This window comes from Paraburkholderia kururiensis, assembly GCF_034424375.1.
GTDB classification, from domain to species: domain Bacteria; phylum Pseudomonadota; class Gammaproteobacteria; order Burkholderiales; family Burkholderiaceae; genus Paraburkholderia; species Paraburkholderia kururiensis_A.
Map to the genome: position 1 here is coordinate 3,131,381 of NZ_CP139965.1, position 18,370 is coordinate 3,149,750.

Consider the following 18,370-nt stretch of genomic DNA (forward strand, 5'->3'; position numbering starts at 1 on the left):
GCGTGGCTCCTCGCATGTCGCTCGGGACGAGCGGTGGCGAAGAAGCATAGCAAAGGCGTTCGGGGATCAGGCAGCCTAGGGCCCCGGCATGCGCGCAAAAAAGAAAAGCCCTGACGGATCAGGGCTTTCTATCTGGAGGCGCGAGCCGGAGTCGAACCGGCCTACACGGCTTTGCAGGCCGCTGCATAACCGCTTTGCTATCGCGCCAGAAGCGGACTACCGGATCGGATCGAACAGGTTGCGCCTGAAACGGCCCGGCAGATTTGTGCGACGGCCTTGCGGCCTGCCAAACAAAAAGGGAAGCGCAGCTTCCCCGTGTATCTGGAGCGGGAGACGAGTCTCGAACTCGCGACCTCAACCTTGGCAAGGTTGCGCTCTACCAACTGAGCTACTCCCGCGTGGTCCTGCTTACGACGCTTTCGGAACAGACAAAACCGCAAAACGCCGCATCGAAAATCTGGAGCGGGAGACGAGTCTCGAACTCGCGACCTCAACCTTGGCAAGGTTGCGCTCTACCAACTGAGCTACTCCCGCGTTTTGCTGCTTTTTTGCCGCCTTCTTAAAGCAACTCCGGTGTTCAGAACCGCATGCACCGGAGAGATGAGATTATGTATAAGCCGCTGAAACGTGTCAAGCCCCGCGCAAGTTTTTCCTCTTCCTGAAGCCGCGACCGTGACACAGGGCCGCGCCATTCACCTCAGAGAGAGTCAGGCCCGCCCGCCGCGCTCGCGGATCTGGGGCCACGCGAGCTTCATGTAATAAAGCATCGACCAGATGGTCAGGACGGCCGCCACGTAGATGAGCCAAAGCCCCCACACGCGCGTATCGAGCACGAAGCCGCCGCCCAGCGGCACAGGCCCGTAAAGCAGCAGCATCGGGATGGCGACCATCTGGCACGCGGTCTTGAACTTGCCGAGCTGGTTCACGGCCACGCTCTTCGACGCGCCGATCTGCGCCATCCACTCGCGCAGCGCCGAGATGGCGATTTCCCGGCCCACGATCACGAGCGCGATGGCCGCGTCGAGACGCAAGATCTGCACGAGCACAAGCAGCGCCGCCGTTACCATCAGCTTGTCCGCGACGGGATCGAGAAACGCGCCGAACGACGACGTCTGATTCCATTTGCGCGCCAGATAGCCGTCGAACCAGTCCGTCAGCGCCGCGAGGATGAAGATGGCCGCCGCCGCCAGATTGCGATGCCCGGCGCTCATCATCATGTCAGGCAGGTAGAACACGCCGACGAACAGCGGAATCAGCACGATCCGCAGCCACGTCAGGAAGATCGGGAAATTGAACGGCATCGGCGGGCGCCATCTGTCAAGGGAGTTGCAATTGTGCCGTGTCGTCGCACCTGCTACAAGCAAAGCCCGGCAAAGGCCGCCGAACCCCGCAGGCTGGGCAAGGCCGGGCGCACGACCCGGCGAAACGGCAAGACGGCGCCTCAGTGAAGCTGCTGATAGATCTGCTCCGCGAGCGAGCGCGAGATGCCCTCCACGCTCGCGAGGTCCTCGACGCTCGCGGCCATGACGCCGCGGATACCGCCGAAACGGGCAAGCAGCCGCTGCCGGCGTTTCGCGCCCACGCCTTCCAGTTCTTCGAGCCGCGAGGTCTGCCGCGTCTTGCTGCGTTTGGCGCGCATGCCCGTAATGGCGAAGCGGTGCGCCTCGTCGCGGATCTGCGCGACAAGCATCAGCGCCGCGCTTTCCTTGCCGAGTTCGAGCGGCGCGCGTCCATCGGCGAAGACGAGCGTTTCGAGACCCACCTTGCGGCCTTCGCCCTTCGCCACGCCCACCAGCATGCCCCGGTCGAGCCCGAGTTCCGTGAACACCTGGCGGGCAATCTCGACCTGGCCCTTGCCGCCGTCGATCAGCACGATATTCGGCAGCGCTCCGCCCGCCGCCGGTTGCTCTGCTACGTCGCCACCGGCGCTCGCCGCGTCTTCGGGTTGCAGCGACCCGGCTTCGTCGGCGGCATTCTGCGCGGCCTGGGCGACCATCTTTTCGTAGCGGCGCGTCAGGACCTGGCGCATGGCGGCGTAGTCATCGCCGGGCGTGATGCCCGTGATGTTGTAGCGCCGGTACTCGCCCGACTGCATCTTGTGATGGTGATAGACCACGCACGACGCCTGCGTGGCTTCGCCCATGGTATGGCTGATGTCGAAGCACTCGATGCGCAGATGCGCGAGGTCATCGAGTTCGAGGCTCAGCGTATCGGCCAACGCGCGCGTGCGCGCCTGCTGCGAGCCTTGTTCCGAGAGTAACCGCGCGAGCGCGAGCTGCGCGTTCTGCTCGGCCATCGTGAGCCAGGCGCGCTTCTGGCCCTGCGGCTGGCGCAGCACCGTCACCTTGTGCCCCGACTGCTCCATGAGCAGATTCACGAGTTCGCGGTTTGCAGGCGGATGGCTCACGACCAGCACGGGCGGCACGGGGTTGCCGAGGTAATGTTGTGCGATGAAGGCATCGAGCACTTCCGACTCGATCGCGACGTTGCGGTCTGCGCTTGCCGCGTCGGCTTCTTCGTCGTCGCTTTCGGGCGGCAGGGCTTCGGCTAGCGCGAGGGCGTCGTCCGGAAAGTCGGCTGCGGTGGCTTCGGTGTCGTCTGTCGTTGCGGGTGCATCTTCATCGGCAGCGCCTGCCGCGGCCCCTGCCTGAGCGCCGCGCGGCGCGGGCACGTCGCTCGTCACAGCCAGTGTGCCCCCGGCGTTCTGAAGAGGGATCGCGGCGCGACCATCGCGGTCTACTGACGCCGACTCTTCACCACCATCGAGCCCCTCCTCCGACTCGTCGCCCACCCCGCCTTCGTCGGCCGTGAGCGCGCTTTCCACATGCGCCGGGAAATAAGCCTTGTCGCCCAGATGCCGGCCGCCGCGCACCATCGCGAGATTCACGCAGACGCGCCCGCCCTGCGCCACCACGGCAAGGACGTCGACGTCGTTGTCGCCGCCCGTCTCGATGGCCTGCTGATGCAGCACCGTGGAAAGCGAACTCATCTGGTTGCGTACCGCCGCGGCCTGCTCGAACTTCAGCTCTGCCGCGAAGGCGTGCATCTTCTGCTCGAGCTCCTTCATCACCTCGGTCTGGCGCCCGAGCAGAAACCGCGAGGCGTTCTGCACGTCGCGAGCGTAGTCCTCTTCGCTGATCGCCTTCACGCAAGGCGCCGAGCAGCGTTCGATCTGATGCAGCAGGCACGGCCGCGTGCGGTTGTTGAACACCGAATCTTCGCAGGTGCGCAGCTGGAACACGCGCTGCAGGATCTGGATGCTCTCGCGCACCGCCCACGCGCTCGGGAACGGCCCGAAGTACTGGTTCTTGCGATCGACAGCGCCGCGGTAGTACGCCATGCGCGGGTACGCGTGCCCCGTGAGTTTGAGGTACGGATACGACTTGTCGTCGCGAAACAGGATGTTGTAACGCGGCGCGAGCGCCTTGATCAGATTGTTTTCGAGCAGCAGCGCTTCGGCCTCGGATCGCGTCACCGTGGTTTCGATGCGCGCGATGCGCGTCACCATCATCGCAATGCGCGGCGACAGCAGCGTCTTCGTGAAGTAGCTCGACACGCGCTTCTTGAGGTCGCGCGCCTTGCCCACGTACAGCACCGCGCCGGCGGCGTCGTAATAGCGGTAGACCCCTGGCAGATGCGGCAGCTGCGCCAGTACTTTTTTCGGTTCGAAGTCTTCGGATTCGGTCATGCAGAAACGGGCGACGACGCGCTTGCGCGCGCGCCGCCTCGACGGCTGATGTGCTTTAGAATCGCCAGTTTAGAACATTCCACGTGCGTCCGAATCGCGGCGCAGGCGGGCGCTTGCGGCGCTGCGCCAGGCTTTGCGATGTGCGCGCCGACGCCATGCTCCCTCCGTCCCCCTCTTCCCGTCCCGGCTCGCCTCCCGAGGACACCGCGACGGCCATCGCCTGCGACATCTTCTGCGCCGTCATCGACAACTTCGGCGACATCGGCGTCAGCTGGCGGCTCGCGCGGCAGCTTGCGCACGAACACGGCTGGCAGGTGCGCGTCTTCGTGGACGACCTGCATGCGTTCCACAAGCTGTGCCCGGCGCTGGCGCTCGACAAGGCGCGGCAGACGGTGGACGGCATTGTCGTGGAGCACTGGCACACGCCTGCGCATGCAGGCGACGTGCTGGAGATTGCCGACGTGGTGATCGAGGCGTTCGCCTGCGAGCTGCCGCCCGTCTACGTCGCAGCCATGGCCAGACGCGAACGCAAGCCGGTGTGGCTCAATCTCGAATATCTGAGTGCGGAAGACTGGGTGGCGGACTTTCATCTGCGCCCGTCGCCGCACCCGCGCTATGCGCTCACGAAAACGTTTTTCTTCCCGGGACTCGGACACGGCACGGGCGGCGTGCTGAAGGAAAAGGACCTCGATGCACGCCGCGCGGCCTTCGAGGCCTCGGCGCAGGCGCGCGCCGACTGGTGGCAACGCGCGACAGGCGGGCCGCCTCCTGCCGAGGGCGCTACCGTCATCTCGCTCTTCGCTTATGAGAACCCGGCCGTGGACGCCTTGCTCGGCCAGTGGCGCGACAGCGCGGCACCCATCGTGCTGCTCGTGCCCGAAGGCCGGATCTCCGGGGCAGTGGCACGCTTTTTCGGGGCGCCGTCGTTTGGCGCTCAAGCGCATGCAATTCGCGGATCGCTCACGGCACATGGCCTCGTGTTCACAGACCAGAACGGCTACGACGCTCTGCTATGGGCCAGCGACATCAATTTTGTACGCGGTGAGGACTCGTTCGTGCGGGCGCAGTGGGCCGCGCGTCCGTTCGTCTGGCAGATCTATCCGCAGGCCGACGATGCTCACCTGCCGAAGCTCGACGCCGCCCTCGCCCACTACACGCGCACGCTGCCGGGTGCCGCCCGGGCCTCGCTCGCGCGGTTCTGGCATGCATGGAACGGCAACGGCGTGCCGGATTGGGCCGATTTCGACCACCATCGCGCGCAGTTCGAGGCGCGCGCGGCGGAATGGGCAAGCGAGCTTGCGCAGGTGGGCGACCTCGCCGCGAATCTGGCCGGATTTGCAAAAACTCAGCTAAAATAAGCGGTTACCCGTGAACGCGCATCCCCGGGTAGGCGCAGCATGCAGCGCGAACCCGCCCAGGGTCGTATGCCGTAGAAAACATTCGAAGCGCATTCGAAGCGATTTAAATTTTTGGACAGGACAGTTTTATGAAGATTGCACAGGAACTCCGCACCGGCAACGTCGTGATGATCGGTAGCGACGCGATGGTCGTGCAGAAGGCCGAATACAACAAGTCGGGCCGTAACGCCGCCGTCGTGAAGATGAAGTTCAAGAACCTGCTGACGGGCGCGGGCATGGAATCGGTGTACAAGGCCGACGACAAGTTCGACGTGGTCGTGCTGGACCGCAAGGAAGTGACGTACTCGTATTTCGCCGACCCCATGTACGTGTTCATGGACGCCGACTACAACCAGTACGAAGTCGAAGCCGAGATGATGGGCGACGCGCTCAACTACCTCGAAGACGGCATGGCCTGCGAAGTCGTGTTCTACAACGACAAGGCCATCTCGGTCGAACTGCCCACCACGCTCGTGCGCGAGATCGTCTACACGGAGCCGGCAGTCAAGGGCGACACGTCGTCAGGCAAGGTGCTGAAGACCGCGAAGCTGAACACCGGCTTCGAGCTGCAAGTGCCGCTCTTCTGCAACATCGGCGACAAGATCGAAATCGATACGCGTACGAACGAGTACCGCAGCCGCGCCTGAGTTCCGGCCAGGCAGACCGTACTCGCCGGAGCTGCCGCGGTACTATCCGGGGCGGCGCAAAAATAAAGCGCCCTCCGCGAATAAAAGCGCCCTTTTGGGCGCTTTTTCTTTTTCCGTCGACCGTGTATGTTTGGGAAAACTTTACCGCTTTTGCACGGCGTTCCGCATCCGCTCCGGCCCACAGACCGTCGCGGCGCCGCGCAGCGCGGGGGTCAATCCAGACAACACAAGGTGGCATAGTCCCTGCTTGAGAGCAGATGAGTCTTTGCGAGGCTTGCATTCCCGATCCTCGAGATTCAGGAGACGCGCGCCATGAATAACGACATCGCAGCAGGCAAGTGGAAGCGGCTCATGGGCAGGGCTCGCGACGAAACGTAACGGGAAGTGTGCCCGTTCTTCGATGCAGACAAAGAAGGACGGCCGTAACACCGTAACGCTCAAGGAGCCCGGACGCAGGCACCACGACCGCGAAGCGTGGCCCGGAGACACTCCACAGAACGCGGCATGCGACTGCCGCGTCGCGCCCGCAGGCGTTTTCGACAAGGACCGAATGACAAGACAACGAACGCGTCGAATCGCGACGGCCGCCGGCTCACGTCAGGCAGGCAGCCACGCGACTTCGCCCTACGCATCCCAATATCTGTAACTTGCGCCCCGCCATGCCACACGCCCTGATTGTCGAAGACGATCCCAACAGCCTGTCCGGCCTGTCCGCCATCCTCGGTGCAGACGGCTTTTCGGTGGACACCGCGGCCACGCTTGCCGAGGCGCGCAGCGCGCTCGCGCGCTTCATCCCTGACGTGGTACTGGTCGATCTGAATCTGCCCGACGGCAGCGGCCTCGACCTGCTTCAGCATCTGCCCGCGCAGCCGCCCGGCGGCGCGTTGCCCGTAATCGTGATGACCGGCAACGCAACGGTGGAAAGCGCCATCGAAGGCTTGCGGCACGGCATCTGGGACTATCTGCTCAAGCCCGTCAACATCCCGCGGTTGCGTAGCCTGCTCGCGCGCATTCCGCGCCCCTACGAACTGACCGAGGAAGTGCGCACCCTACGCGCCACGCTGCGGCAGATGGGCCGCTTCGGCCGCATGATCGGGCGCAGCACGGCCATCCAGCACATCTACGACGCCATCGAGCAATTTGCGCCCACCGAGGCCGCCGTGCTGATCAGCGGCGAAGCGGGCACGGGCAAGGAGATCGCAGCGCGCACGCTGCATGAGATGAGCCGCCGCCGCAAAGGACCTTTCGTGGTGTTCGACAGCCGCAAGGCCGCCGCCCAGGAAGATGGCCGCCCGCTCGAAAGCCTGCTCTTCGGCCATGAACGCGGCGCATTCAGCGGCGCCGAGCAGCGCGAACCGGGACTCGTCGATCAGGCGAGCGGCGGCACGCTCTTCATCGACGAACTCGCGGACCTGCCGCGCCCGCAGCAGGAAGCGCTGCTGCACGCGCTCGATTCGCAGACCTTCATGCGCGTGGGCGGCACGAGCAAGGTGGGGACCGACTTCCGGCTCGTGGCGGCCACCCGCACGGTGCCGCGCAACGCCGTGGCCGAAGGCCGGCTGCACGAAGACCTGTGGCTGCGCCTCGACGCGGCCGCCCTCGCCCTGCCGCCGCTGCGCGAACGCGAAGACGACGCCGCGCTTTTCGCGCAGGCATTCGTCGACGAACTGAACCAGGAAACGCACGCGCGCGGCCTCACGGGCACCACGCGGCTGATCTCGCCCGAATTCATCCGCGAGTGTCTTTCGTACGAGTGGCCCGGCAACGTGCGCGAATTGCAGGAGCGCGTGCGGCGCGCGTATCACGCGTCCGGAGAAGTGCTGGAAACGCTGCGCGCGGACGAAACCGGCAGCGGCGGCATGCGCGACCTGAACGGCGGACGCGTCCAGGTGACGGTCGGCACGCCGCTCGCCGATGTCGAAGAAATGCTGATTCGCGCCACGCTGGACGCGGTGGGCGGAACGCGGCATCGCGCCGCGTCGCTGCTCGGCATCAGCCCCAAGACGCTCTACAACAAGCTGCAGCGCATGCGGCTCAATTGACGAGACGGACTGCGCCCAGGCATCAGCCCAACGCGCTGCGCAGCAGCGCCTGGGCGCGCTGATAGGCCGGCTGGCTCACGAGCCGGGTCCATTCCAGCGCCTTGCCGCGCGGGCGCATCGCCTTGATGCGCTGGCGGGATGCCTTCGACGGCTCGAACGCCAGCGCATCCAGCACCTTGCCCGCCTCTTCCGGCTGATTGCAGATCAGCACCATGTCGCAGCCCGCCTCGAGCGCGGCGGTGGCCGCCTCGGTCAGCGTGCCGCCCTGGCGCGCGGCTTCCATCGAAAGATCGTCGCTGAAGATGGCGCCGGTGAAGCCCAGCTTGCCGCGCAGGATGTCCTGCAGCCACACGCGCGAGAAGCCGGCCGGTTTGTCGTCCACCTGGGGATAGATGACGTGCGCGGGGATCACGGATTGCAGCGCGAGACCCAGCCAGTCGTAAGGCTTCACGTCCTCGGCGAGGATGGCGTCGAGGGGTCGATCGTCGATGGGCACCGCCACATGCGAATCCGCCACGGCGAAGCCGTGTCCCGGAAAATGCTTGCCGCAGTTCGCCATGCCGGCGAGCGCAAGACCGTGATTGAGGCTCTTGGCGAGCAGCGCGACGACGCGCGGATCGCGATGGAACGCGCGGTCGCCGATGACCTTCGAGTGACCGTAGTCGAGATCGAGCACCGGCGTGAAGCTCATGTCGATGCCGCAGGCGCGCAGTTCCGCCGCGAGGATGTAACCGACCGCCGTCGCGACCTTCGTCGCATGCAGCACGTCCTTGTCCCACAGCTCGCCTAGCCGGCCCATGGCGGGGAGCACCGTGAAGCCGTCGGTGCGAAAGCGCTGCACGCGTCCGCCCTCGTGGTCCACGGCGATCAGGATGTCCTCACGCACGTTGCGGATAGCGTCAGTCAACGCGACAAGCTGGGCGCGGCTCTCGAAGTGACGCGCGAACAGGATCACGCCGCCCGTCATCGGATGGGCGAGGCGGCTCAGGTCGGCGTCGGTCAGCGTCTTGCCGGCGACGTCGAGCATCACCGGGCCGGGTCGGGTTTTCATCGTGTCGGGGAAGGGAGAAAGAGCGCGGGGTGTGCCGCGCGTTCGGGAATCATGCGGCGGGGCCGGCTTCGATGCTGTCGTCGACTTCGGCAATCACGAACGACACGGCGTAGTCGTGCTCGTCGCTGATGGTCACACGCGCGGTGATGCGGCGCGCGGCCAGCCACTCGGCGAGTTCGCCCGACGCCACCACCACGGGCTTGCCGCTCGGCTCGTTGAGCGTCTGCATCGCGCGCCACGTCATGGGCCAATGCATGCCGAGACCGATCGCCTTCGAGAACGCCTCTTTGGCGGAAAAGCGCGTGGCGAGAAACGCGAGCCCGCGCACCTGCGAACGCGCGTTGCGCGCGTGATAGACGCGCAGCTCGTCGGGGCCAAGCACCTTCTCTGCGAAGCGCCCGTTGGTGCGCGTCATCACCGCCTCGACGCGGCTCACCTGAACGATGTCTGTGCCGATGCCGTAGATCGCCATGGAAGTGGTTTGTGTGTCGTCAGCGCTGAAAATGAGACGGGCAATCGCGAGGTGTCGAAGATCAGCCGCGCGCGCCGAGACGCGCGGCGACCATGATCGCCTTCATCTCGCGCACGGCGTTCTCCCAGCCGGCGAAAACCGCGTGCGCCACGATCGCGTGGCCGATGTTGAGTTCGGCAATGCCGTCGATGGCAGCGATCTGCTGCACGTTCGTGTAGTGCAGACCGTGCCCCGCGTTGACCTTGAGCCCCAACCCGATGCCGAATTCCACTCCACGTACGACCCGCTCGTATTCGCGTTGCTGTTCGCTCGCGTCGTGCGCTTCGGCGTAACGGCCGGTGTGCAACTCGATCACCGGCGCGCCGGCTTCGTTCGCGGCGCGGATCTGCGTCTCGTCGGCGTCGATGAAAAGCGACACGCGAATGCCGGCGTCCGCAAGCTGGCGGCACGCGCCGCGCACCGCGTCGAACTGGCCCGCGACGTCGAGGCCACCTTCGGTGGTCAGCTCCTGGCGCTTCTCGGGAACGAGACACGCGTCGTGCGGCTTCACCTCGCACGCAATGTCGAGCATTTCCGGCGTGACGGCGCATTCGAGGTTCATGCGCGTCTTCAGCTGCGGGCGCAGCCCGCGGACGTCGGCATCGACGATGTGGCGGCGGTCCTCGCGCAGATGCAACGTGATGGCGTCGGCGCCCGCCTCTTCTGCCGCGAGCGCGGCGCGGATCGGATCGGGATACGACGTGCCGCGCGCGTTGCGCAGCGTGGCGACGTGGTCGATGTTGACGCCCAGCTCGATCACGTTCGGCGAGGTGAGAAAGAAGCTCATAGGTTTTGCAGGTCGATCAGGATCTGACGTGTGGCAAGCGGCGCGCCGCCAAGGTAAGTGTTGAGCAGAAAACGCATCAGCGTTTTGCTTTGCGCGACGGTCTGCGGACGATGGTAATCGTCCTCTTCCATGTCGAGCAATGTCTGGCCCGCAATGATGGGCCATTGCGCAGGCAGGTCGTCGGACGCTTCGCGCACGCCGCGTTCCGGATCGAACACGTAGCGGCCCTCCGCGAGCACCGGCTTGCGCGATGCGGTCTTGTCGAGCGACATCGCGTAGCCGGTCTCGCGCAGCAACACGCGCTCGAAGGAGCGCAGCACCTGCACGGCGGGCTCGTCGTGCGCGAGACGCGTGAGCGTGACGACGTAGTGATGGAACAGTTGCGGGTGCGGATCTTCGCGCGCGCAGAACTTCACGAGCAGTTCGTTCACGTAGAAACCACACAGCAGCGCATCGCCCGCGAGCGGCAACATGCCGCCCACCCATTCGGCCGTGGTCAGCGTGCGGACTTCGCCTTTGCCGGTCCACGAGAGCGAGAGCGGCTGGAAGGTCTGAAGCACGCCGCGCAGCGCCGAGTGCGGGCGCTTCGCGCCCTTGGCGACAAGGGCAAGGCGGCCGTGGTCGCGCGACAGCACGTCGATGATCAGGCTGCTTTCGCGATAGGGATAGCTGTGCAGCACGAAGGCCGGCTGCTCGGCGATTCGATACTGAGGGGTGGACGGCGACGGCGCGCGTGGAACGCGGCGCCTGGAGGGGCGGCTTCGTTCGCCGCTCGCGCGGCTCGGCCCTGCGCGTCCGCCGTTTTCATCGCCGGCTTCGTCAGGCGTGCCGCGCGCAGGATCGCTTGCCGCCTTGATCTCGGTGCCCGCCTTGCGGCCGCGCCGCGCACGCGGCACAGTTTCAGCGGCTTCGGCCTCGTCGGGATCGAGCCGATCGACGGGATGGACGCCTGGGTCGAGCGTCATCCATGCGTCATTCGTACCCATACGCCCGCAGCCCGGCTTCGTTATCGGCCCAACCGCTCTTCACCTTGACGAAGGTCTCCAGATAGACCGGGCCATCGAACAGCTTCTCCATGTCGAGCCGCGCTTCCGTGCTGATCTGCTTGAGCTTGGCGCCCTTCTGACCGATCACCATCGCCTTGTGGCCGTCGCGCTCGACGAGAATGGTCGCGAAGATGCGCCGCAGCCGCCCTTCGGTTTCGAATTTGTCGATGAGCACCGTGCTCGTGTAAGGCAACTCGTCGCCGGTCCAGCGGAACACTTTCTCGCGCAGGATTTCGGCGGCGAGGAAGCGCTCGCTGCGATCGGTCAGGTCGTCCTCGCCGTAAATCGGCTCACCCTCGGGCAGATACGGCTTGATCGTGGCAAGCAGACGCTTGATGTCGTCCGGGTTCTTCGCGGAAAGCGGCACGATTTCCTTGAACTCCCGCAGCGCGTTCATCTGCTGGAAGAACGGAAAGAGCGTGTTCTTGTCCGAGACGCGATCGAGCTTGTTGGCGATCAGCAAGGTGGGCGCGGACGGCGGAATGAGGTCGAGCACTTTCTGGTCGTCGGGCCCGAAGCGGCCTGCCTCGATGACGAACAGCACGGCGTCCACCGAACTCAGCGTCGACGTGACGGCCCGGTTCAGCGAGCGGTTCAGCGCCGAGCTGTGGCGGGTCTGGAAACCGGGCGTGTCGACGAAGATGTACTGCGCGTCCTCGATCGTGTTGATGCCGGTAATGCGATGGCGCGTGGTCTGCGCCTTGCGCGACGTAATGCTGATCTTCTGACCGACGAGCGCGTTCATCAGCGTCGATTTGCCGACGTTCGGGCGGCCGACGATCGCGACCATGCCGCAGCGAAAACCGGAAGACGAGGAGGAAAGAGGAGCGTTCATGGTCGGGTGACAGCGGATTTCACCAACGTGCGGCGCACGCCGGCGACATTGTTTCAGTGGCCCGCGTCCGCGGCGCGGACGGGTACGGCGCCGGGCGCCGCGACTGCGTCTTCGGACGTGCCGGACGACACATCGCGACCGCGCGGTGCGGCGGACTTGTCCGCGGGCGGACGCGCGCCGGACGATGCGTCGCTACGCTCGCCGGAGCGGTCGATGCTATGGACGGTGGCTTCGGCGCGATCCGCGACGGCAGCCTTGACGGCCGGTGTGCCAGACACAGCCGTCGCGGCAGCGTCAGGGGACTCCGACCTTTCGGCAGAACGGTCGGCGCGCGACTCAGGGCGCTCGGATTTCTCGGACCGACCGCGTTCGGCCGAGGCTGACTCGACCTTCTCTACAGCAGTGTCTTCCTTCGATTGCGACTTTTCGGCGCTCTTCTCGGGTGCTTTGTCGTGGAGCTTCTCAGCGCTTCGGTCCGCCGTCCTTTCCGCGGATTTCTCGATGCTTTTCTCAGCCGGCTTTTCGGACGTTTTCTCCAGACCCTGGGTCGAGCCGACATGAGCGGCGCGAATGACGGCCAGCGGCGCGGCGGGTGGCACCGAAGCTTGTACTACGGGAGGAACAGCAGGGGCACGCTCGGTATCCGGTTCGGCCGGGGCCGCCGCCTTTTCCGCGGCACGTGCCGCGCGATCCGGGCGGCGTTCCGGGGCGCGCAGATCCAGCGCGGCCTGCACGCCCGTTACGCCCGGCACGACTTCCGGCTCCGCCTTGGCGGCACGCGAATTCTTCGAGCGCTTCGGTTTGGTCGTGAGCGCCGGCGCCACGGCCATCACCTCTTCCAGCGCCTTCTTGGCCGCGGCCTGTTCGGCGGCGCGGCGGCTCGCGCCTGAGCCCGACACCTTCACGTCGAGCTTCGGCACCGTGCATTCCACCTCGAACTGCTGATTGTGCGCCGCACCATGCGTAGCGACCACGGTATAGGTGGGCAGCGCGATCTTGTGCCCTTGCAGGTATTCCTGCAGCAGCGTCTTCGAATCCTTGCCGAGCGTGCGAGGGTCGATATGATCGAGAATCGGGACGTAGAGGCGCTTGATGACCGTCTGGGCGGCGTCGAAGCCGCCGTCGAGGAAGATCGCGCCGAAGACCGCCTCCAGCGCATCGGCCAGAATGGACGGACGGCGAAAGCCGCCGCTTCGCAACTCGCCTTCCCCCAACCTCAGGCTCTCCGAGATATTGAGGGCCTGAGCAATCTCGTACAGCGACTGTTGCTTGACGAGATTGGCCCGCACACGCGACAGGTCGCCTTCGTCCAGTTTGCTGAAGCGCTGGAACAAAAGGGCAGCCACCGCGCAATTCAGAACGGAATCGCCCAGAAATTCGAGCCGTTCATTATGCGTGGCACTGTGACTGCGGTGGGTTAAAGCCTGGCGCAACAATTCCGCATTACGAAATTCATAGCGCAAGCGGCTTTCCAGCGGAGATAGGGGCATGGGCAGAGTATAACGCGCCGACCTGCCCCGGCGAACACACGGGGCGGCGGGCGAAAAAGCGTGGTGAAGCGGCGTTATCGCACGTTGTTAAAGTGCCGTGCGAACACGATGCGATGCGCGCGGCGTGCGAAACGCATCGTGACGATGCGGGCTCAGTTGAACGAGCCGATGCGCTTCAGGTTGCTGAAGTTCATCCAGATGAAGAAGGCGCGGCCAACCAGGTTCTTGTCCGGAACGAAGCCCCAGTAGCGGCTGTCGGCGCTGTTGTCGCGGTTGTCGCCCATCATGAAGTAGTGGCCCGCCGGCACCTTGCACACGACGCCGCGGTCGTTGTACTGGCAGTTCTCGCGGTACGGATAATCTTCCGCGCCCATCACGAACGGCGGCACCGCCGGATTATTGAGGATCGCGTTCTTGCGCCCGTTGATGTCTTCTTCGAACTGCTTCGCGTAGCCGATGCGTTCCTCGTCGAAGTAGTCGGGCAGCGCGGTTTCGGGAACGAGCTTGCCGTTGATGGTGAGCTTCTTGTCTTCGTACGCGACGACGTCGCCAGGCAAGCCGATCACGCGCTTGATGTAGTCCACCGACTCGTCTTTCGGGTAGCGGAACACCACCACGTCGCCGCGTTCGAGCGGACGGCCCTGCGTGAGCTTCGTATTCACGATGGGCAGACGGATGCCATAGTCGAATTTGTTGACGAGGATGAAGTCGCCGACCAGCAGCGTGGGCACCATCGATCCCGACGGAATCTTGAACGGCTCGATCACGAACGAGCGCACCACGAAAACCACGAGGATGACGGGAAAGAAGCTCGCGGAATACTCGAGCCACCAGGGCTGACGCAGCTTTTCCTCGCGTAAACGAGCCCGCGTGGCTGGCGCGTTCTCGTCTGCGAAGCGCTCGCCGACGCGGGCCTGCTGGCGGTCGAATTCCGCCACTGCTGCTTCTGCCGCCCGCCGCCGCTGCGGCATGAAAACCAGTTTGTCCGCCACCCATGCAACGCCCGTCAGAACGACGAGCACAAAAAGAATCAGGGCAAAATTCATGTAGGTCCGGTTCCCGTGTTGATCTTATTTGTCTTCGACACGAAGGATGGCGAGAAATGCCTCTTGCGGAATTTCGACGGAGCCGACCTGCTTCATCCGCTTCTTACCTTCCTTCTGTTTCTCGAGCAGCTTCTTCTTGCGTGTGATGTCGCCGCCGTAGCACTTGGCGAGCACGTTCTTGCGCAGCGCCTTGATGTTCTCGCGCGCGATGATGTGCGCGCCGATCGCCGCCTGGATCGCGACGTCGTACATCTGGCGCGGAATGATCTCGCGCATTTTCGCAGCCACTTCGCGGCCGCGGTACTGCGACTGCGAACGGTGGACAATCACGGAAAGCGCATCCACCTTGTCGCCGTTGATCAGCATGTCGACCTTGACCACGTCCGACGCGCGATATTCCTTGAACTCGTAGTCCATGGACGCGTAGCCGCGCGACACCGACTTCAGCCGATCGAAGAAGTCGAGCACGATCTCGGCCATCGGAATTTCGTAGGTGAGCTGTACCTGGCGACCGTGGTACTGCATGTTCACCTGGTTGCCGCGCTTTTGCGTGCACAGCGTGATGACCGAGCCCACGTAGTCCTGCGGCATGTACAGGTTCACGGTGACGATCGGCTCGCGAATCTCTTCGATCTTCGACGGGTCCGGCATCTTCGCCGGGTTCTCGACCATGATCGTGCTGCCGTCGGCCAGCACCACTTCGTACACCACGGTAGGCGCCGTGGTGATCAGGTCCATGTCGAATTCGCGTTCGAGCCGCTCCTGCACGATCTCCATGTGCAACAAGCCGAGGAAGCCGCAGCGGAAGCCGAAGCCGAGCGCCTGTGAGACTTCCGGCTCGTATTGCAGCGACGCGTCGTTGAGCTTCAGCTTTTCGAGCGACTCTCGCAGCGCGTCGTACTGGTTGGCCTCGACGGGATAGAGCCCCGCGAACACCTGCGGCTTCACTTCCTTGAAGCCCGGCAGCGGCTTCGCGGCGGGCTTTGCCGCGTTGGTGACCGTGTCGCCCACCTTGGTGGCCGCGAGCTCCTTGATGCCGGCGATGATGAAACCCACCTGGCCTGCCGAAAGCGCCTCGAGGTCCTTCGACTTCGGCGTGAAGACGCCAACGTGCTCCACCGGGTACTGAGCGCCCGTTGCCATCAGCTTGATGCGCTCCTTCGGGCGCAGCGTGCCGTTGACGATACGCACGAGCATGACGACGCCGACGTAGTTGTCGAACCACGAGTCGATGATGAGCGCCTGAAGCGGCGCTTCCGGGTCGCCCTTCGGCGGCGGCACCTTGGCAACGAGCGCCTCGAGCACGTCCTCCACGCCCTCGCCTGTCTTCGCGCTGCAGCGCGTGGCGTCGGTTGCGTCGATGCCGATCACGTCTTCGATTTCGGCAATCGCGTTTTCGGGATTCGCTGCCGGCAGATCGATCTTGTTGAGCACCGGTACAACTTCGACACCGAGGTCGATGGCCGTGTAGCAGTTCGCGACCGTCTGCGCTTCGACACCCTGGCTTGCGTCCACGACGAGCAGCGCGCCCTCGCAAGCCGACAGCGAGCGGCTCACTTCGTACGAGAAGTCCACGTGGCCCGGTGTGTCGATCAGGTTGAGGTTGTAAACCTTCCCGTCGCGCGCACGATAGGTCAGCGCCGCGGTTTGCGCCTTGATAGTGATGCCGCGCTCGCGCTCGAGATCCATCGAGTCGAGCACCTGCGATTCCATTTCACGGTCGGACAAGCCGCCGCACAACTGGATAATGCGATCGGCGAGCGTCGACTTGCCATGGTCGATGTGCGCAATGATCGAGAAGTTACGAATATGATCCATTCAGTGCCGATCAAGCGAAAAAGGCGCGCCCGGACGATTGCAGAGCACGCCTTGTAAGCAAATGAAAAACCGGACTATTTTAGCCGAAAAGGCCTTCCAGAGGCAGCTTTGGGCGGCCTCGGCCAATCTTCAGCGCGTTCGGGCGTAGAAACGGACAAGCATCCAGGACGGCTGGATCATCCGTGAGGCAACTGCGGCATTCATCCTCGCGCTGACGCCGCGCGCCGCGTCAGCGCAGCTCGCACCGGCCCCTCTTCGAACCGGTAGCGGCACAACTCGCCGCCCTCGAACGCGAGCACCGGCACCAGCTCGTTGTAGCGCGCCTCGAGCGCCGGGTCCGTATCGATATCGATGACTTCGACGGTCGCGCCGAACTCGGCCAGCAACGGCTCGAGCGCGGCGCGCATATCGTCGCAAAGGTGGCACCACGCGCGCCCGTACAGCGTGAGGGTTGCGCGGGCGGTGGACATCAGGCGCTGTGCTTCGTCATTTCGTGGCTGCGCGGGGACGCAGCGGCACGAACTGGGTGTTCTCGCCGCGGCGTACGAGCACCGCGACCATCTTCTGCGAATCGAGGTGCGAGGCCACCTCTTCGAATTGCTTCGCGCTCTTGATGTCCGTGTCGCCCACCCGCAGGACGATGTCGCCCTTCTGCAGACCCGCGCGCGCCGCCGGCCCTTCGACAGCGTCAATCTGCACGCCGCTGCGCAGCTTCAGCGACTTCAACTGATCTTCGGGAATGTCGCTCACGGCAATGCCGAGGGCGTTCGACGCACGCGGCTTCGGTGCCGGGACCGGCTTCTGGTCCGCCTTCGCGGTCTTGTCAGTCTGCATTTCGGCCACCGTGATGGGCAGATCCCGCGTCTGGCCCTTACGCCAGATCGTGACCGTCGCCTTCGTGCCCGGTTTCGTGTCGCCCACCATGCGCGGGAGATCGGTTGCCGCATCCACGGACTGACCGTTGAACTTCAGGATGATGTCGCCCGGCTGGATGCCCGCCTTGTCGGCCGGGCCGCCCGGCTCCACGCTGCTGACGAGCGCACCCTGCGCCTTCGGCAAGCCCAGCGAGTCCGCTACGTCCTTGGTGACTTCGCCGATCGCCACGGCGATCCGGCCGCGCACCACCTTGCCGGTGGACTTCAGCTGGTCGGCGACGCGCATGGCTTCGTCGATGGGAATGGCGAACGAGATACCCATGAAGCCGCCCGTACGGCTATAAATCTGCGAGTTGATGCCGATCACCTCGCCCTGCATGTTGATGAGGGGGCCGCCCGAGTTGCCGGGATTCACCGCGACGTCGGTCTGGATGAACGGCAGGTAGTCGCCGGTATCGCGGCCCTTCGCGCTGACGATGCCCGCCGTCACCGTATTTTCGAGTCCGAACGGCGAGCCGATGGCCACCACCCATTCGCCGACGCGAACCTTGTTCGAGTCGCCGATCGTCACCGCCGGCAGGCTCGACGCGCTGATCTTCACGACGGCGACGTCCGTGCGGTCGTCTACGCCGATCAGCTTCGCCTTGAATTCGCGCTTGTCGGTGAGGGTCACGTAGATACTGTCGGCGCCGTCCACGACGTGCGCGTTCGTCATCACGTAGCCGTCGGCAGAGAGGATGAAGCCGGAGCCGACACCGCTGCTCTGCTCGGCGTCGTTGCCGCCGCTGTCGGGCGACGAATCTTGACCACCACCGCCCTGACCGCCGCGCGGCGATTGCGGCGTTTGCGGGGACTGCGGCATCGGAATGCCGAAGAAGCGGCGGAAGAACTCGGACATGTCACCGTCGTCGAGTCCGGGCGGCAGACCACGCTGCGACGTCGGCACGCGAGCGGTGGTGCGAATGTTGACGACTGCCGGGCCGACCTTGTCAACAAGGTCGGTGAAATCGGGCAGATTGGCCGCAGGGGCCGCGGACGCCACGTGCGGCGCGAACGGCAGGCAGACCGCCACCGCTGCGGCCGCGAAGAATTTGCGCACCGAAAAAGTCGTCATATCGTAGTCAGCCGAAGGAGGGT

15 protein-coding genes and 3 tRNA genes are annotated in these 18,370 nt (G+C 64.8%); 3 read left to right on the forward strand and 15 right to left on the reverse strand.

Annotation, left to right across the window (positions count from 1 at the left end):
- Window positions 1-133: 133 nt before the first annotated feature.
- The 5 genes from U0042_RS13880 to uvrC all read right to left on the reverse strand — a co-directional run bounded on the left by U0042_RS13880 (window position 134) and on the right by uvrC (window position 3,688).
- Window positions 134-207, reverse strand: a tRNA-Cys gene (locus tag U0042_RS13880).
- A 115-nt stretch (window positions 208-322) separates the two neighbouring features.
- Window positions 323-398 (reverse strand) — tRNA-Gly (locus tag U0042_RS13885).
- A 60-nt stretch (window positions 399-458) separates the two neighbouring features.
- Window positions 459-534, reverse strand: a tRNA-Gly gene (locus tag U0042_RS13890).
- Between the two features lie 173 nt (window positions 535-707).
- On the reverse strand, window positions 708-1,301 hold the full coding sequence (pgsA, locus tag U0042_RS13895; RefSeq protein ID WP_114810288.1) for a CDP-diacylglycerol--glycerol-3-phosphate 3-phosphatidyltransferase: 594 nt from the start codon (window positions 1,299-1,301) through the stop codon (window positions 708-710).
- Window positions 1,302-1,441: 140 nt separating this feature from the next.
- The gene (gene uvrC / locus U0042_RS13900; protein WP_114810287.1) at window positions 1,442-3,688 is read right to left on the reverse strand and encodes an excinuclease ABC subunit UvrC; all 2,247 of its coding nucleotides are present in this window, start codon (window positions 3,686-3,688) and stop codon (window positions 1,442-1,444) included.
- Window positions 3,689-3,843: 155 nt separating this feature from the next.
- Between uvrC and earP the strand changes: the two genes are divergently transcribed.
- The 3 genes from earP (at window position 3,844) to U0042_RS13915 (ending at window position 7,774) form a co-directional block, all read left to right on the forward strand.
- Window positions 3,844-5,046, forward strand: coding sequence for an elongation factor P maturation arginine rhamnosyltransferase EarP (gene earP, locus U0042_RS13905; RefSeq protein ID WP_114810397.1), 1,203 nt, complete (start codon window positions 3,844-3,846; stop codon window positions 5,044-5,046).
- Between the two features lie 128 nt (window positions 5,047-5,174).
- Window positions 5,175-5,732, forward strand: coding sequence for an elongation factor P (gene efp / locus U0042_RS13910; protein WP_114810286.1), 558 nt, complete (start codon window positions 5,175-5,177; stop codon window positions 5,730-5,732).
- Window positions 5,733-6,391: 659 nt separating this feature from the next.
- Window positions 6,392-7,774 (forward strand): sigma-54-dependent transcriptional regulator, encoded by a 1,383-nt coding sequence (locus U0042_RS13915; RefSeq protein WP_114810285.1) that lies wholly within the window; start codon window positions 6,392-6,394, stop codon window positions 7,772-7,774.
- A 22-nt stretch (window positions 7,775-7,796) separates the two neighbouring features.
- Here the strand turns inward: U0042_RS13915 and nagZ are convergent, their stop codons facing one another.
- From nagZ to U0042_RS13965, 10 genes are all read right to left on the reverse strand, one after another.
- Complete coding sequence (nagZ, locus tag U0042_RS13920; RefSeq protein WP_114810284.1) at window positions 7,797-8,825, reverse strand: beta-N-acetylhexosaminidase; 1,029 nt, start codon at window positions 8,823-8,825, stop codon at window positions 7,797-7,799.
- Between the two features lie 49 nt (window positions 8,826-8,874).
- Window positions 8,875-9,297 carry a holo-ACP synthase gene (acpS, locus tag U0042_RS13925; protein ID WP_114810283.1) on the reverse strand — a complete coding sequence of 141 codons (423 nt, stop codon included), beginning with the start codon at window positions 9,295-9,297 and terminating at the stop codon, window positions 8,875-8,877.
- A 61-nt stretch (window positions 9,298-9,358) separates the two neighbouring features.
- Window positions 9,359-10,123, reverse strand: a complete 765-nt coding sequence (gene pdxJ / locus U0042_RS13930; RefSeq protein ID WP_114810282.1) for a pyridoxine 5'-phosphate synthase — start codon at window positions 10,121-10,123, stop codon at window positions 9,359-9,361.
- Complete coding sequence (recO, locus tag U0042_RS13935) at window positions 10,120-11,109, reverse strand: DNA repair protein RecO (RefSeq protein ID WP_114810281.1); 990 nt, start codon at window positions 11,107-11,109, stop codon at window positions 10,120-10,122. The genes pdxJ and recO overlap by 4 nt, the downstream gene beginning before the upstream one ends.
- Window positions 11,096-11,959, reverse strand: coding sequence for a GTPase Era (gene era / locus U0042_RS13940; protein ID WP_419150516.1), 864 nt, complete (start codon window positions 11,957-11,959; stop codon window positions 11,096-11,098). The genes recO and era overlap by 14 nt, the downstream gene beginning before the upstream one ends.
- Before the next feature lie 98 nt (window positions 11,960-12,057).
- The gene (gene rnc, locus U0042_RS13945; RefSeq protein WP_114810279.1) at window positions 12,058-13,494 is read right to left on the reverse strand and encodes a ribonuclease III; all 1,437 of its coding nucleotides are present in this window, start codon (window positions 13,492-13,494) and stop codon (window positions 12,058-12,060) included.
- Window positions 13,495-13,646: 152 nt separating this feature from the next.
- Window positions 13,647-14,540, reverse strand: a complete 894-nt coding sequence (gene lepB, locus U0042_RS13950) for a signal peptidase I (protein ID WP_114810278.1) — start codon at window positions 14,538-14,540, stop codon at window positions 13,647-13,649.
- Window positions 14,541-14,564: 24 nt separating this feature from the next.
- Window positions 14,565-16,358: a translation elongation factor 4 gene (gene lepA, locus U0042_RS13955; RefSeq protein WP_114810277.1), complete on the reverse strand. Its 1,794-nt coding sequence runs from the start codon at window positions 16,356-16,358 to the stop codon at window positions 14,565-14,567.
- 200 nt (window positions 16,359-16,558) lie between these two features.
- Complete coding sequence (locus U0042_RS13960; protein ID WP_114810276.1) at window positions 16,559-16,828, reverse strand: glutaredoxin family protein; 270 nt, start codon at window positions 16,826-16,828, stop codon at window positions 16,559-16,561.
- Window positions 16,829-16,844: 16 nt separating this feature from the next.
- Window positions 16,845-18,347: a DegQ family serine endoprotease gene (locus U0042_RS13965; RefSeq protein ID WP_114810275.1), complete on the reverse strand. Its 1,503-nt coding sequence runs from the start codon at window positions 18,345-18,347 to the stop codon at window positions 16,845-16,847.
- Window positions 18,348-18,370 lie beyond the last annotated feature (23 nt).

What these genes read in the sequence shown, in the direction of transcription:
- pgsA (WP_114810288.1), bottom strand. Translation starts at nt 1,301, where the DNA reads ATGCCGTTCAATTTCCCGATCTTCCTGACGTGGCTGCGGATCGTGCTG.
- uvrC (WP_114810287.1), bottom strand. Translation starts at nt 3,688, where the DNA reads ATGACCGAATCCGAAGACTTCGAACCGAAAAAAGTACTGGCGCAGCTG.
- earP (WP_114810397.1), top strand. Translation starts at nt 3,844, where the DNA reads ATGCTCCCTCCGTCCCCCTCTTCCCGTCCCGGCTCGCCTCCCGAGGAC.
- efp (WP_114810286.1), top strand. Translation starts at nt 5,175, where the DNA reads ATGAAGATTGCACAGGAACTCCGCACCGGCAACGTCGTGATGATCGGT.
- U0042_RS13915 (WP_114810285.1), top strand. Translation starts at nt 6,392, where the DNA reads ATGCCACACGCCCTGATTGTCGAAGACGATCCCAACAGCCTGTCCGGC.
- nagZ (WP_114810284.1), bottom strand. Translation starts at nt 8,825, where the DNA reads ATGAAAACCCGACCCGGCCCGGTGATGCTCGACGTCGCCGGCAAGACG.
- acpS (WP_114810283.1), bottom strand. Translation starts at nt 9,297, where the DNA reads ATGGCGATCTACGGCATCGGCACAGACATCGTTCAGGTGAGCCGCGTC.
- pdxJ (WP_114810282.1), bottom strand. Translation starts at nt 10,123, where the DNA reads ATGAGCTTCTTTCTCACCTCGCCGAACGTGATCGAGCTGGGCGTCAAC.
- recO (WP_114810281.1), bottom strand. Translation starts at nt 11,109, where the DNA reads ATGGGTACGAATGACGCATGGATGACGCTCGACCCAGGCGTCCATCCC.
- era (WP_419150516.1), bottom strand. Translation starts at nt 11,959, where the DNA reads ATGGTCGCGATCGTCGGCCGCCCGAACGTCGGCAAATCGACGCTGATG.
- rnc (WP_114810279.1), bottom strand. Translation starts at nt 13,494, where the DNA reads ATGCCCCTATCTCCGCTGGAAAGCCGCTTGCGCTATGAATTTCGTAAT.
- lepB (WP_114810278.1), bottom strand. Translation starts at nt 14,540, where the DNA reads ATGAATTTTGCCCTGATTCTTTTTGTGCTCGTCGTTCTGACGGGCGTT.
- lepA (WP_114810277.1), bottom strand. Translation starts at nt 16,358, where the DNA reads ATGGATCATATTCGTAACTTCTCGATCATTGCGCACATCGACCATGGC.
- U0042_RS13960 (WP_114810276.1), bottom strand. Translation starts at nt 16,828, where the DNA reads ATGTCCACCGCCCGCGCAACCCTCACGCTGTACGGGCGCGCGTGGTGC.
- U0042_RS13965 (WP_114810275.1), bottom strand. Translation starts at nt 18,347, where the DNA reads ATGACGACTTTTTCGGTGCGCAAATTCTTCGCGGCCGCAGCGGTGGCG.